This is a genomic window from Streptomyces sp. NPDC002403 (assembly GCF_053593015.1).
In genome coordinates this window covers 23,567-37,205 of sequence record NZ_JBSFBQ010000036.1, presented here as the reverse complement: position 1 = coordinate 37,205, position 13,639 = coordinate 23,567, and the positions used below count along the sequence as shown (strand labels likewise).

Below are 13,639 nucleotides of genomic sequence, written 5' to 3'. Positions count from 1 at the left end.
TGTGCGCAGTCGGTGTGTTGCTCTCGCGAAGATTGTTCGCCGACGGCCGGCCCGTTCCTGCCTCCGGATGTGTTCACGATATGAGACGACCTGTCTTGCATGGTGGATGCGATGCAATAGTTTCAACCCACACGTACCAGGGAGGAACGGGGAGGGACGCTGTGCGCCGTTGGATGATGCTGGCTCTCGGGACCGCGGCGCAGACGGTCGCCTGCACCTTCCTCTACGGACTCCCGTACACCTCGGAGGCGCTGAGGCGGGACAACGGGCTCACGCTCGGCCAGGTCGGGCTGCTGATCGCCTGTCCCACGGTCGGCCTCATGCTGACGCTCATAGCCTGGGGCGCCCTGGTCGACCGCTTCGGCGAGCGGGTCGTCATCACCTCCGGTCTGGCCATGACGGCCGTACTCCTCTCCCTGGGCGCCACGGTGAACGGCCTGGTTCCCCTGGGCGTGCTCCTGGCGCTGGCCGGGGCGGCGAGCGCCTCGGTCTCCGCGGCGAGCGGCCGGCTCGTCGTCGGATGGTTCTCCGCCCGGGAGCGCGGGCTCGCCATGGGAATCCGGCAGACGTCGACCCCGCTGGGCATGGGCATCGCCGCCCTGGTGGTCCCCGCGCTCGCCGCGCGCGGCGGCCTGGCGGGGACCGTGCTGTTCTGCGCGGTGCTGTGCGGTGTCGTGGCCGTGCTCGTCGGCGCGCTGACCTCGGATCCGCCCCGCACCGCGCGGGCCGCGGGGCGGGAACCGGCCCCCAACCCGTACCGCCACTCCGGGCTGTGGCGCATCCACGCCTCCAGCGCGCTGCTGTGCGTACCGCAGTTCGCCACGAACGCCTTCGCGATGGTGTTCCTGATCGACGTACGGGGCTGGAGCGCCGTGCACGCCGGGCAACTCCTGGTGGTGTCACAGGTGCTGGGGGCGGCGTCCCGGGTCGCTGCGGGCCGTTGGTCCGACCGGGTCGGCAGCCGGATGCGGCCGATGCGACAGCTGTCCGTGTGCATCGCCGTCGTCATGGGCGCGACCGCGCTGGGCGCGCTGTGGCCCTCGCCGCTGACGGACCTCGCGATGGTCGTCGCCTGCGGTGTCACCGCGAGCACCAACGGGCTCGCCTTCACCGCCACCGCCGAGCTCGCCGGGAGCTCCTGGTCGGGCCGGGCCATGGGCGTCCAGAACACCGGCCAGAACCTCGCCGCGTCGCTGACGCCGCCACTGCTGGGCGGGCTGATCGGCTCGGCCGGTTACGCGCGGGGCTTCCTGCTGGCGGGAGTGCTGGCCGCCGCTGCATGCTTCGTGATCCCCGTGCGCGGGGCCCCGAAGGTCCGGCCCTGAGCATCGCCCCGGCCGGTGCCGCGGAAGTCCTGCCGGGCCACCGCGCTCACGGTGTCGCGGGCGTGAAGACGCGGTCGAGGTGGTGGCGCAGCACCTCGGCTGCCGACTCCGGGCCCCGCTGGCCCACCAGGATGCTGGTGCCCATGCCCGCCGCCATGGCGAGCAGGCCGATGGCCTCCGTGCGCGCGTCCACGCCGGGATCGGCGAGACCGGCCTCCTGGGCCCGGCGCAGCAGCCCGGTCAGGGCGTCCTCGGCGGCGTCGGGATTCTCGATGAAGGGCTGGGCGGCCAGCGCCTCGTCGGTCACGGACAGGATCGCGTACGAGGTGTAGAGGAGGTGGAAGGTCCGGCTCTCCTCGTCGGTCGGGAGGGAGGTCAGGAGCAGGGCCTCGACGGTCGCGCGCGGTCCGGTGTCCGCGCCGCCGGCCCGGAGGCGGGCGCCCACGCGGGCGGTGAACCGGTCGGTCAGATGCTGGAGCCCGTGCAGCAGCAGCTTCTCCTTGGTCCCGAAGTAGTACTGCACCAGCCGCAGCGAGACACCGGCCTCGGCCGCCACGTCCCGCATGCCGACCGCGTGCAGTCCGCGTCGTCCGGCGACCCGGACGAGCGCCTCGGCGATCTGGCTGCGCCGTTCCTCGTGGTCCACGCGTTTCGGCATGCTCTCGTGTCTCCACCCGTCGGTCGTGCCTGCGCGGTCCGGCTGCCCGGACCCCTTCATGGTACCGCCGTATCAGCATGGTGATACGGTCGTATTACGAAGGACGATTCCTCACCGGAGGTGCCGCCGTGCCCGAGAACACCACCCGAGCCCGCCGCGACGTCGGCCGCTACGTCAACGACGCCCTGCGCGAGCGGTACTTCGCCGCCTGCGACGTCCTCTACGCGATGGGCGCACCCGTTCGTTCCGAGACGGACGTCGAGACGAGCTTCGGCACCACGCACGTCTACCGGTACGGCCCCACGGACCCCGCCGCCGAATCCCGCACGCCGGTCGTCCTGATCCACGGCGCGGGCTACTGCTCGGCGATGTGGTACCCCAACACCCCGGCGCTCAGCGGCGAACGGCCCGTCTACGCGCTCGACACCCCCGGCGACGCCGGGCGCAGCGTCCACCGCGAGCCCATGTGGCAGCCCGAGCGTGCCGCCCAGTGGATGGACGAGGCACTCGACGCGCTCGGCCTGGACCGGGTCCACCTCGTCGGCTCCTCCTACGGCGGCTGGCTCGTCATCAACCAGGCTCACCTGCGGCCCGGCAGGCTCGCCTCGGTCACCGCCCTCGATCCCGGCGGCCTGGAGAAGGTGGGTCTGCGCTTCTTCGCCTGGGTCTTCGTGAGCCTCTTCGCCAGCTTCGCCCCCAAGGCGCTGCGCCCCCGCCTCGCTTCCTGGCTGGAGCAGCCGGTCATCGCCGTTCCCGAGTTGCGGAAGTGGGTCCAGGTGGGCGCCCGGGCCTTCAGGATCCGCCGCCCCGCACCGCTGCCGCTCTCCGACGAGCAACTGGGCTCCATCCGGACGCCGTTCCACCTGATCATGGGCAAGCGCAGCCTGCTGGTGCACCCGCAGCGGCAACTGGAGCGCGTCCCGCGCCTGATCCCCGGAGCCCGTGCGGAGATCATCGCCGCGACCGGCCACGGACCGCAGATCGACCACCCCGACCTGGTCAACGCCCGGATGCTGGAGTTCATGGAGGACGTCGACTCCCTCGGCCGTTCCGCGAACCGGGACGGGGTCGAGGTGTAACACCGCTGCTCGCCGGGAGCCTTCGTCATGGAGCGGGTGCCCGGAGCCGGACTCGTGCTCCGGGCACCGGAGCCACGGTCGCCGTCACTGCCGGAGCGTGCCCTGTTCCGTCGCATCGCGCCGTGCGGCCGTGCGGGGGTGAATCCTTCGGCGGTGATCGCGCCTCTCATCCCTGTGCGGACACGAGGTCGGCACGGGAACCGGAGGTGTGTCGTGATCATTGGTGCCGCCATCGTCGCGGCTGTGCTCATCTGTACGTGCGCTGTCTTCGTACGGCGCCGGCGGGGGCGATCGCATGGCTGACTTCGCATGGCCCGGCGATCAGCTGATCGCCGCGGCGCAGGAGGGCGACCCCGAGGCCGCAGCCGCTCTGGTGTCGGGCTCGCACCCGCATGTGCGGCGGTTCGCACATTCCTTGTGCGCCTCTCCCCAGGACGCGGAGGACGCCGCACAGGAAGCGCTGATCATCCTGTACCGCAGGATCGGGATGCTGCGGGCCTCGGGTGCGCTGGCGTCGTGGATGTTCCGCATCGTGCGCAACGAGTGCCTGCGACGGGCACGGCTGATGACGCGCAGTCACGGACCGGTGCCGGACGTCGTCATGCCCTCGTTCGAGGACGAGGTGCTGCAGCGCCTGGAGGCGAGCCGGGTGGCGGCGGCGATCGCCGCCCCCCGACGCCCGGTCGTACGGAGACGGGGCCGAAGAGCCGCGGGCAGCAGGACCGCCCGGCGTCCCCGGGCGCGAAGCCACCGCACCGGGCCGGTGGACGGCAGCCGGCGACGGCCGCATCACCACCATCCACGACGTGGCCAACCCGGACAAGCTCCGGGCCGTCGCGGAAGGCACGGCTCACGACGTGGGGAGGCGGTGAGCCGTGCGGGGTTCTCCTCATCCGTCGCGGGTCTCCGGCGTTTGTCGCCGGTCCCCTGCGGGTTCGTCCGTGATCGGTAACAGAGGTATCCCGTAGCGGTGTTCGTATGACTTGATGAGAGCGGAGCAGAGCAGAGCAGGGCAGGGCATCGGCGGAGACAGCAAAGGGGCGGGCGGGCATGGCGAAGCACAAGGGAAGGGGATGGCACAGCCGGCTTCTGGGGGCGGCGCTCGGGGTGACGGCGGTGGCCGCTGCCGCTTCGGTGTGGACCGCGCAGGCCGACACCGCCGGAGGGCGGCTGCCGCAGGCGGGTGTCTCGACGCCGGACGCCCGGCACCAGGACGGGAAGGTGACCAAGGTGGCGGAGGACATCGCGCACGCCTCGGACCGCGGCGCCCGGGGCGTCAACATCACCATCGACGACGGACCGGACCCGACCTGGACGCCGCAGGTGCTGCAACTGCTCAAGGACAACGGCGTGAAGGCCACGTTCTGCATGGTGGGCACGCAGGCCCAGGCATACCCGGACCTGGTCAAAGAGGTCGTGGCGGCCGGGCACCGGCTCTGCAACCACACGGTCTCGCACGACACCGCCATGGACACCAAGTCCGAGGCATACCAGTCCCAGCAGATCCTGGATGCCGAACGCATGATCACCAAGGCGTCCGGAGGTGTCCGGCCGCAGTACTACCGGGCCCCGGGCGGTGCCTTCACCCCGTACAGCCGGCACCTTGCCGCGTCCCGGGGGATGCGGCCGCTGGGCTGGAACGTCGACTCCAGGGACTTCGAGCGTCCCGGTGTGGACACCATGGTCGCCACCGTCAAGCGCGAGATCGCCAACGGGCCGACCGTCCTCTTCCACGACGCGGGAGGGGACCGCTCCCAGACCGTGGCCACCCTGCGCGAGATCCTGCCCTGGCTGAGGCAGCAGGGGTACTCCTTCGGCTTCCCCGTGCGGTGAGCGAGGCCCGCCCGCACCGACATGACGCCCCGCCCCCGTGGCACCGGCAGACAGGTACGAACGAGGCGGCCGTCTCCCACCGATGTCGTCTGTCACCGGCGCCGTCTCCCACCGACGTCGTCCACCACCGTTGGAGACGGCCCGGCTCGCCGTCCTCGTAGTGGCGGGGCGGTCGCCCCCGCCCGCGAGCCGTCAGGCGGACGCCCCGCTGTCGATGACCAGGTCCGTGCCGACCACCGCGCCGGCCGCGGGCGAGGCGAGGTAGAGCACCGCGGCGGCCACTTCCTCGGCCTCCGCGACCCGCCCGAGTGGGTTCTGCGACTTCACCCGCTCGGTACGGTCGGCCTCGGTCTCGCCGGGCAGGAGCGACATGGGAGCGGCGGAGGCGCCCGGACTGACCGCGTTGATGCGAATGCCCTGGTGGATGTGGTCGAGAGCGGCGGCACGGGTCAGTGCGGAGACAGCCGCCTTCGAGGTGATGTACGCGGCGGCGTTCGGGACACGCAGGTGTGCGCCCAGGTTGGAGGAGACATTGACGATGACTCCACCGCCGTTCTCCCTCATGTGCGCGATCTCGTGCTTCATGGCCAGCCAGACGCCGGTGACATTGGTCCGCAGCACCGCGTCCCAGTCCTCCTCGCTCACCTCCCCGACAGGTACGGTGCCGCGGAGTATCCCGGCGTTGTTGACCGCGATGTCGAGCCCGCCGAAGCGGGTGACGGTCTCGCGCACGAGGTTGCGGAGCCGGCCGGAGTCGGTGACATCGGCGGTGACGGCGGCAGCCGTGCCGCCGGCCGCCTCGATGAGGCCGACCGTCTCGTCCAGGGAGGCCGCGGTGCGCCCCGCGGCGACCACGGATGCGCCCTCGGCGGCGAAGGCGAGCGCGATCGCGCGGCCGAGACCGGAGCCCGCGCCCGTGACGAGCACGGTTGTGCCGTTGAAGCGGTTCATTTCGACAACTCCTTTTGAGCAGCGGATGACGCGGTGCGGTGGTTCAGGAGGGCAAGGGCGGCCCCGTAGCGGCCAGGAACCAGGAGTCGCGACGCGCGACTTGATATTGGATCGATCGGTCCAATATTTGGGTGTGCGGGAACGGCCCCGTGGCTCCGGCGCGTGGGGGCTCAGTCCAGCAGGGTCAGCGCCTGCTCGGCCGCATCCCGCACCCGGGCGGGATCACTGGACGCCTTGCCGACGATCCGCACGCCCTGAAGCAGGACGAGCAGCATGCGGGCCAACGCGCGCGGATCGCGCTCCTCGGTCAACTCGCCCTGGTCCTGGGCCCGTACGAGCGCGGAGTGCAGCGCGGTTTCGATGTGCTCCCAGCTGATCTCGACCCGACGGGCCGCCGCGGGGTCGTGCGGTGCCAGCTCGGCCGCGGTGTTGGTGATGAGGCAGCCATTCAGCCGGCCGTCGGGGGAGGTGGCTTCCGAGGCGAAGCGGCGTACCAGCGCCCGCACCCCCGGCAGTGCGGCTCCCGGCCGGGAGAGTTCGGCGAGGAGGAGTGGATCGTGCCCCTCGGTGTACCTGTCCATGGCCTTCAGGTAGAGCTCGTGCTTGTTGCCGAAGGTGGCGTAGATGCTGGCGCGACCGATGCCGAGGTGCTCGACGAGGTCGGCCATCGACGTCGCTTCGTAGCCGCGCCGCCAGAACAGCTCAAGGGCCGACTGCAGCGCGGCGTCCGGATCGAATTCCTTGGTCCTGGCCACACCGGAGACCCTAAGTCTTTGTGGAACGATCGGTCAATAAAAGCCCGTCGCGGCGGAGCCGGCGCACTTGAGGACCCGCGGCGGTCGCCCGGGGATGCCTGACGGCAGGTCCCCCGCCGCCGGCTGGACTCGTCCCGGGCCTGGGCCGACTGCGGGCGATTTTGAGAGCGACAATTGTGGGTGGGTGCCGTGCTGGTCGGTTCATGGAGTCGGGTCGCGAGGTCCTGACCGGTGGACCGGGTGCCGGGCCGGCGGGAGACGACGATGAACGGCTCGGTCCGTGTCGGACAGGTTGTCGGGGTACCACTGCGGATGCACTGGAGCGTGCCGCTGCTGGTCGTCCTGTTCGCGTACGGTCTTGGCCGCCAGACCCTCCCCGTGTGGACTCCAGGGCGCTCGAACGCGGTCTACACCTTCGCCAGTGCCGTGGGGGCCGTGCTGCTCATGGGCAGCCTCCTGCTCCACGAGACGGCACACGCTGCGATTGCCCGCAGGAAGAAGATCGCGGTACAGGACGTGACGCTGTGGGCGCTGGGCGGGATGACCCGGATGGGGCGACCACCGACGGCGGCGGTGGCTTTCGCAGTGGCGATCAGCGGGCCGCTCACCAGCCTGGCCATCGGAAGCGCCGCGCTCGGAGCGGGAATCGGGCTGCACGCGTTGTCCGGCTGGGCGGTGCCCGCCGCCGTTCTGGTGTGGCTCGGCTGGGCCAACCTCTTCCTGGGTGCATTCAACCTCCTTCCCGCTGCGCCGCTCGACGGCGGAAGGGTGGTGCAGGCGCTGTTGTGGTGGCGTACCGGAGACCGGGAACGTGCGGATCGGGTGGCCTCCCGGAGCGGCCAGGTCGTGGGCGGGCTGCTGATGGCCTTCGGCTGGATCTCCTTCCTGCGCGGGGTGCCGGGCGGGCTGTGGCTCGTATTCGTCGGTCTCTTCATCACGGTTGTCGCCGGTGCGGAACGGCAGCGCGCCGTGATCCACACGGCACTGCGGGGCGTCAAGGTCGCCGATGCCATGTCCAGCCCGGTGACCGCCGGCGCCGACTGGCTGACCATCCGGCATTTCATCGACGAGGTGGCTGTGAACTCCCGCCATTCCGCCGTGCCGCTGCTCGATTCCGAAGGCCGTCCCAGCGGGATCGTTCAGACACGCAGACTTGCCCGGGTACCGGGAGCGCACCGGGAGGCGTTGCGCGTGCGCGAGGTGGCGATCCCGCTGTCACAGTGCGCGGTTGCCGCCCCGAGTGATCTTCTGAGTGAGGCTCTCGACAAGCTCCGCCCGGGTACTGGCATGCGCATTCTCGTCGTGGACGGGCACCATCTGGTGGGGATCGTCACCGCGAAGGACATCTCACGGCTGACCCAGCGGCACGCACTGAAGGCCAAGGGACCGACTGAGCCCTGGCGCGCCCCGTAGCGGGAGCACGCTCCGTTCCAGGAGACCTCGCGCGCGAGGTGGGTGACCAGCACCGGGCGGCGACATGACGTCGGGGTGTGCGGGCCTCATGGCGGCCGTCGTCCCAACGGCCCCAACGCATTCACTCCGCCGGGGCCGCCCTTCCGGATCGTCACACGTGAGAGTGCTCGATCCAGCTTCAATTGTACGACTTCGGGCCGGACCGGCCGGGGGGAAGAGCGGGCTGTCGGGCAGGACCCGTCCCCCTCGTTCGTGTGCCCGAACGGGGCCGCGGAGGCCGTAGGTGCCGGGGTGAGCGGTGGACGGGTCGGCCCTCGGGCAGTCCGGCTCGGCCGCGTTCCTCTTCGGTCACCGTGCGGCGGATTCCCTGGTGGGCCGGGGCCCGTTGCTCCTCAGACTTCGTCGCCGTGGGCGCCGGTGTGCGCGAACGGTCTGCTGCTGGCGAGCCAGGAGAGGGCGGGTCCTGCGGCCGATCCGGTGTCCACGGTGAGGTGGAGCCGGGTGCCGCCCCCGGGGGTGGGGTAGCTGCGCTGTTCCGTTCCGGCGAAGCAGCGGCGGATCACTTCGGCGACCGCGCGGGCGGCTTCGGGAGTGGCGGCGACGATCCGGATCTCGGCATGTCCTGCCTGCGGCAGGGGCTCGTTCTCGACGGGGTACAAGACGGTGCTCCCTTCGGAGCGAAGCGAGAGACCGACGGGTGCGTTGTCCCGGGTCCCGGGTCCCGGGTCCCGGGTGCCGGGTGCCCCACCCGCGGCCTTCGGTCGCGAGGAGTGCTCGCGGAGTCTCGATGCCGTCACCCTTGCGTGTTCCCCGGCAGGGGGATCATCCGCGCGCCGACGACCGGATGTTGGAGGGGCGGCAGTGCGGACCCGCCATCGGTCTCCCAGGCCTCCTGGCTGCTTCGGGCGTCGCGGATACGGCGGCCGATCGCGGCTTCTTCGGACATCAGCACACCGGCGGTGAGGACGCTGCCCGGGACGGCGGCAGCGGTCATCAGCCGGGCGGCCGCGGCGGGCTCGGTCCCGGGCGGGATCACCAGCAGGTCACAGCGCTCCGAGGTGTGGGAGAGCAGGATCATCTTGTCGGGATCCTGTTCGGTGAACCAGCCCACGTGCACGGTGTGCCCGGTGACGGGAACCTTGTGCGGGACGACGGGCCAGCGGGTGGGATTCACCATGGCGCGCGTGATGCGTCCCCAACGCCCTTCCAGCGCTTCGACCAGGGACGGAAGCTCGGTGATCAGGTCGCGCGAATAGGGCCACCAGGCACCGTCCAACTGGCCGGCGAGGGTGGTCTTCGGCGTGAGGGAAATACGCGTCGGGAGCGGGGGAACGAGCGCCCGTACCACTCCGCGGTCGACGGTCGTGGTCATGATGCGGACCCGTCTCCGGGCCGCCCTGCAGGACGGCCCAGTGTCTTGATCGCCGGAAACGACGTCCGCGTGGGAGCGGGTGTTCGAGTTACTCCCGGTACTTGAAGCCTACTCCGCGCCGCGGCCGGGCGAGCCGTTCTGACCAGGTGATTTCCGACCGGCCACACCGCCCGGCTGATGCTCGTGGGCATGACCACGGGCACGCGGAGTCTCGTGGGCATGACCACGGGCACGCGGAGTACCGTGAGACCACGGCGGTATCTCGCCGGCCATGAGGTGTCGGCGGCCCCGCGCAGGCAGGCGGACCACCATGGCCGAATCTGACGCCCCCACCTCCCGGAAGCTCCTTCCGGACGAGATCCATCGGGCGGTGAACCCGGGCACGGCACTGCTCCGGCTGCAGACGACGCACTTGCGCGAAGGCATCCTCGACGGCGCCTGGTGGCCCCGCTCCCGGGATGTCTCGGCCGAACTGCCCGCCCTGATCGAGGTGCTCACCGCGCACCTCGGCCCCATTACGAGGGTCGGCCTGGACACCGCTGCCTGGGATGATGTCCCGACTCGTGTGGTCGTCGACGACCGGGTCATACACCTCGACTCCTTTCCCGTCGGTGACGACACCGCCCTCATCACACGCGGCGACAACGACCACTTCGCACTCTTGGTGGTGCCGCCGGACACGACACCCGACGCGGCACGGGACGCCATGGCCCGTGCGGTCGACGCCGACAACGTCACCCAGGCTGCCGACATCCTTGTCGCCGCGCTTCCCGAAGTCGCCACGCTTCCCGAACCGGCAACCGAGCGTGAGGAGTCGGGATGACCGGAATGGTGGATCCGTCTTCCGGCACGGACCGGGAGCAATCCCGGCATCGCGCTGCGGCATATGGCTTCTGAGCTGCGGGTACGCACGCAGATGGCCTCCTCCTGAGGCACCGTCTCGGGCGCGGTTCTGGTCGCAGGTCATGCGCGGTTCGTTCGCCGGGCAGCGGTGGCCGGGGTGTCCTGGGCATGCGGCATGGAACGGGCCCGGACGAATCATCTCGTCCGGGCCCGCGGGGCAGTGGCGAAGGCCGGCTCAGAACAGGCCCTTGTACCCCTGCCAACCGGTGGCGATCTTCGTACGGCCGCCGAAGGAGCCCTTGCCGTTGCCGTTGTTGCGCCAGACGGTGCCGGAGGTGTCGCGGGAGACGATGTCGGCCCTGCCGTCGCCGGTGATGTCACCGACACCCACGATCACGTTGTACGACGAGCCCCAGTTGTCGAAGACCTTCACGCGGCTCTTGAACCTGCCGGTCGCGGTGCCGTCGTAGCGCCACAGCTCGTTCGACCTGTCCTGCACCAGCAGGTCGCCGTGACCGTCGCCGTTGAGGTCGCCCGCGCCCAGGATCTTCTTGTAGCCCGTCCACTTGGACGCGATCTTCACCTTGGCGGAGAGCTTGCCCGTGCTCGTCGCCTTGTAGAGGTAGACGTCGCCGGTCGAGGACCGGCGGGCGATCAGGTCGGCCCGGCCGTCACCGCTGATGTCCCCGGGCGAGGTCAGCACGTCGTACTGGTTCCAGCCCGTGCCCAGCGAGGTGTACGCGGTGGAGGGCGTCACCGCCGCCCCGCACGCGGGCCGGTAGGCGCGCAACGCACCGCTGCTGAACCGGACGAGCACGTCGTTGCACCGGTCACCGCTCAGGTCGCCGAAGGGCACCGCCTTCACCGTGGTCGGCCACCCGGAGCCCGTCCGCTTCCCGGTGAACGTTCCCTTCCCCGTCCCGTACTGGTACGTCAGCCCGCCCGAGCCGTTCAGCGTCATCAGCTCGCCGAAGCCGTCCGACCCGACGAAGTCGCGGCGGACCGCGGCGGCTCCGCTGACCTCGACCGTGCCCGCCCTGGTCAGCGCCGCGCCCTGCCCGTCCGCGGGGGTGACGGTCAGCTTCCAGGTGTAGGCGCCGTTGGGCACCAGCCGGCCGGAGCCGTCCTTGCCGTTCCAGGCCGGGGTCACCACACCGCGTGCCGGACCGCCGGAGAGCGTGCGCACGGCCGTACCGGCCCTGTTGCCGATCACGAGCTTCCAGGAGGCCGCGGGCTTGTTCAGCCACCACTTCGGACTCCACTGCGCGGCGCCGCCCTTGACGTCCACGGAGGCGGCGACGGTGGCGTCGCGCTGGACGAGAGCGGAGACGGGGACGTCGCTGGAGGTCAGGCGGATGGTGTTGTCGGAACGGAGCTGGGCGATCACGCCGGTGTACGGGTCGACGTCCCAGGCGTTCCCCTCGAACTTCCCGGCGGTGTGCGACACGGGTGTTCCGCCGCGCACGTCGATCACCTTCAGCTGCCCGTCCTCGGCGGTCGCGACGAAGCCGTCGCCGAGCTGCGCCTGCTCCCAGCCGGAGCCGGAGACGAGCGTCAGGTTCCGCTTGGTGACGGTGTCGTAGACGCCCTGGCCCTCCGAGTTGAGCACGCAGTTCCACAGCAGCCAACGGCCGACCGCCTGGAAGTCGTTCAGCAGGCAGCCGCGCCCGAACCACACCGGCTCGCCCCGCTGCCCGGTCAGCAGGTCGACGGGGACCACACTGTCATTCCCCGACATCACCCACAGGGTGGTGCCCCACACCGCCCGCACGGCATCCGTGGTCGTGTACACCGTGCGCCCGGAGTCGAGGTCGACGATCCGGGTCTCCGCCGCACCGGTGCTGTCGTACGGCCTGGTCAGCGCGGCGAAGCGGCCGTTGGCGGCGGTCGCGGTCCGGTAGCTGCGGGAGCTGTCGATGCGAGTGCCGGGCAGCGACTGGGCGGCCCCGAGGAGCTGGGGCTGCTGGGCGGCGCTCGTGCCGTAGCCGGAGACGACCGTCCGGCCGTCGCCGGTGTCGATGAGACGCGGGCGGCCCTCCGAGTAGTTCTCCACCACGATACGGCCGCGGGTGGTGCGTGTCCCCGCCGTGGGGGAGCCGGCCACTGCGGTCTCCCGGGTGTGGAGATACGTCCAGTCACCCGCGGGGTCCTGCTCCACGGTGGTCAACCGCCCCTGGGCGAGGGTCAGCTGGGAGACTGTGCGGGCGGTCTGCCGGGGGTACGCGTCCGCGATCCGGCGCACGGTGACCCCGCCGCCCCCGGCGGCCCCGATGAGGGAGACGCCCCAGTGGCCCGGGTCGGCGCCGCCCGCGACCAGCAGCCCGCCGTCAGGAGTCGGCATGGCCTGCTGCGACGTTCTGGCCAGCAGCGTCCGCGGCGCGGAGCCGTCGAGGGGGATGGCTTCCACCCGCGAGACCGGGCGGCTGATGTCGTAGCGGCCCAGGGAGGAGTCGTACCGGGACACGATGACGGTGTCCCCCACCAGGCCCATTACCTGCGCGATGTCGCCGACCCGAACGGTCCGCACGGCGGCGGCCGGGTCCTGGCGGGAGGCGACGTGCAGGGTGCCGTCGTAGAACCACACCAGATGGGTGGCGCTGAGCGCGACCAGGTAGTACCACGCCCGCACGGTGTACGGAAAGGCGGTGAAGCGCCCCTGCTCGACATCGAGCCACCCGGTGACTTCGTCGTCGCCCTTCCGGTACCGCACGACCTGCCCGTGCGCGTCGCCCAGCCCTCCGGCGGACGACAGGTAGACGCCGGAGGGGACGCCCTCCACCGTGCGGTCGGTGACGGAGCCGTCGGCCCGGACGTCCAGCAGATGCCACACGGAGCCGGTGCCCGGGGTTCCCACCGTCGTGACGACCGTCGACCCGAGGGTGCTGAAGTACGAGTGTCCGTCGGGAAGCGCGATCGTACTGACCTGACCGGACGTCATGTTCCGCAGCGTCACGGCCCGGGCATCGATGTCGTAGCGGGCGACGACGTCCGAGCCGGCACCGGCACTCGTGACGCCGTACGCGTCCGTGCCCGAGGCGTCGACGACCGTGTCGACACCGTCGTACGTCGTCCACAGCTGGCCCCGCCCCTCCTCGTACCGGAGGAACCCCGAGGGGCCCGCGCTCAGCAGGCTCGTCCGGGGAACCATGGCCGTGGTGGCCGGCACGACCACCTCTCCGGTGACCGTCTCCCCATGCGCACTCCCGGCCGTGAGCGGGCCGAGCCCGAGGGCGAGCGTGAAGGAAACAGTGGCGGCGGTGGCGCCTCGTACGAGCGCACGTCTGCCCATGCAGGACCTCTCCAGGGACGGTGGGCGAAGGCTTGGAGAGACTTGTGCGTACGCCGTCGAACCGCACGTCATGGACGCGCGGCACACAGGACGTTCAGACACCCCCCCAGGCGAATGCCGG

At 71.1% G+C, this 13,639-nt stretch carries 11 protein-coding genes and 1 pseudogene; 6 read left to right on the top strand and 6 right to left on the bottom strand.

The window, feature by feature from the left end; translation table 11 throughout:
• Nucleotides 1-161 precede the first annotated feature (161 nt).
• On the top strand, nucleotides 162-1,325 hold the full coding sequence (locus ACWCPY_RS30425; RefSeq protein ID WP_451270289.1) for an MFS transporter: 1,164 nt from the start codon (nucleotides 162-164) through the stop codon (nucleotides 1,323-1,325).
• 46 nt (nucleotides 1,326-1,371) lie between these two features.
• On the opposite strand, the gene ACWCPY_RS30420 is transcribed toward ACWCPY_RS30425, so the two are convergent.
• Nucleotides 1,372-1,983 carry a TetR/AcrR family transcriptional regulator gene (locus ACWCPY_RS30420; protein ID WP_451270287.1) on the bottom strand — a complete coding sequence of 204 codons (612 nt, stop codon included), beginning with the start codon at nucleotides 1,981-1,983 and terminating at the stop codon, nucleotides 1,372-1,374.
• A 128-nt stretch (nucleotides 1,984-2,111) separates the two neighbouring features.
• On the opposite strand from ACWCPY_RS30420, the gene ACWCPY_RS30415 reads away from it, so the two are divergent.
• The 3 genes and pseudogenes from ACWCPY_RS30415 (at nucleotide 2,112) to ACWCPY_RS30405 (ending at nucleotide 4,895) form a co-directional block, all read left to right on the top strand.
• Nucleotides 2,112-3,062, top strand: coding sequence for an alpha/beta fold hydrolase (locus ACWCPY_RS30415; protein WP_451270285.1), 951 nt, complete (start codon nucleotides 2,112-2,114; stop codon nucleotides 3,060-3,062).
• A gap of 295 nt (nucleotides 3,063-3,357) precedes the next feature.
• A pseudogene (locus ACWCPY_RS30410) lies at nucleotides 3,358-3,795 on the top strand (RNA polymerase sigma factor); the annotation flags it as partial.
• 317 nt (nucleotides 3,796-4,112) lie between these two features.
• The gene (locus ACWCPY_RS30405; RefSeq protein WP_451270283.1) at nucleotides 4,113-4,895 is read left to right on the top strand and encodes a polysaccharide deacetylase family protein; all 783 of its coding nucleotides are present in this window, start codon (nucleotides 4,113-4,115) and stop codon (nucleotides 4,893-4,895) included.
• Between the two features lie 192 nt (nucleotides 4,896-5,087).
• Here ACWCPY_RS30405 and ACWCPY_RS30400 read toward each other — a convergent pair whose 3' ends face one another.
• Both ACWCPY_RS30400 and ACWCPY_RS30395 read right to left on the bottom strand, forming a co-directional pair.
• A complete protein-coding gene (locus tag ACWCPY_RS30400; RefSeq protein WP_451270281.1) occupies nucleotides 5,088-5,846 on the bottom strand; it encodes an SDR family NAD(P)-dependent oxidoreductase in 759 nt (252 codons plus the stop codon).
• 170 nt (nucleotides 5,847-6,016) lie between these two features.
• Nucleotides 6,017-6,601 carry a TetR/AcrR family transcriptional regulator gene (locus ACWCPY_RS30395; protein ID WP_451270279.1) on the bottom strand — a complete coding sequence of 195 codons (585 nt, stop codon included), beginning with the start codon at nucleotides 6,599-6,601 and terminating at the stop codon, nucleotides 6,017-6,019.
• Nucleotides 6,602-6,865: 264 nt separating this feature from the next.
• On the opposite strand from ACWCPY_RS30395, the gene ACWCPY_RS30390 reads away from it, so the two are divergent.
• Entirely contained in the window at nucleotides 6,866-8,014 is a 1,149-nt protein-coding gene (locus tag ACWCPY_RS30390; protein ID WP_451270277.1) for a site-2 protease family protein, read from the top strand.
• Nucleotides 8,015-8,406: 392 nt separating this feature from the next.
• Here ACWCPY_RS30390 and ACWCPY_RS30385 read toward each other — a convergent pair whose 3' ends face one another.
• Both ACWCPY_RS30385 and ACWCPY_RS30380 read right to left on the bottom strand, forming a co-directional pair.
• A complete protein-coding gene (locus ACWCPY_RS30385; protein WP_451270275.1) occupies nucleotides 8,407-8,673 on the bottom strand; it encodes a hypothetical protein in 267 nt (88 codons plus the stop codon).
• A gap of 134 nt (nucleotides 8,674-8,807) precedes the next feature.
• On the bottom strand, nucleotides 8,808-9,386 hold the full coding sequence (locus tag ACWCPY_RS30380) for a DUF5994 family protein (protein ID WP_451270273.1): 579 nt from the start codon (nucleotides 9,384-9,386) through the stop codon (nucleotides 8,808-8,810).
• 310 nt (nucleotides 9,387-9,696) lie between these two features.
• Here ACWCPY_RS30380 and ACWCPY_RS30375 point away from each other — a divergent pair, with 310 nt between their 5' ends.
• A complete protein-coding gene (locus ACWCPY_RS30375; RefSeq protein WP_451270271.1) occupies nucleotides 9,697-10,209 on the top strand; it encodes a DUF5994 family protein in 513 nt (170 codons plus the stop codon).
• 255 nt (nucleotides 10,210-10,464) lie between these two features.
• Here the strand turns inward: ACWCPY_RS30375 and ACWCPY_RS30370 are convergent, their stop codons facing one another.
• Entirely contained in the window at nucleotides 10,465-13,518 is a 3,054-nt protein-coding gene (locus tag ACWCPY_RS30370) for an FG-GAP-like repeat-containing protein (RefSeq protein WP_451270269.1), read from the bottom strand.
• Nucleotides 13,519-13,639: the final 121 nt, after the last annotated feature.

Excerpts from the sequence above, each read along its gene's own strand:
- ACWCPY_RS30420 (WP_451270287.1), bottom strand. The coding sequence starts at position 1,983 with ATGCCGAAACGCGTGGACCACGAGGAACGGCGCAGCCAGATCGCCGAG.
- ACWCPY_RS30405 (WP_451270283.1), top strand. The coding sequence starts at position 4,113 with ATGGCGAAGCACAAGGGAAGGGGATGGCACAGCCGGCTTCTGGGGGCG.
- ACWCPY_RS30400 (WP_451270281.1), bottom strand. The coding sequence starts at position 5,846 with ATGAACCGCTTCAACGGCACAACCGTGCTCGTCACGGGCGCGGGCTCC.
- ACWCPY_RS30390 (WP_451270277.1), top strand. The coding sequence starts at position 6,866 with ATGAACGGCTCGGTCCGTGTCGGACAGGTTGTCGGGGTACCACTGCGG.
- ACWCPY_RS30380 (WP_451270273.1), bottom strand. The coding sequence starts at position 9,386 with ATGACCACGACCGTCGACCGCGGAGTGGTACGGGCGCTCGTTCCCCCG.
- ACWCPY_RS30375 (WP_451270271.1), top strand. The coding sequence starts at position 9,697 with ATGGCCGAATCTGACGCCCCCACCTCCCGGAAGCTCCTTCCGGACGAG.
- ACWCPY_RS30370 (WP_451270269.1), bottom strand. The coding sequence starts at position 13,518 with ATGGGCAGACGTGCGCTCGTACGAGGCGCCACCGCCGCCACTGTTTCC.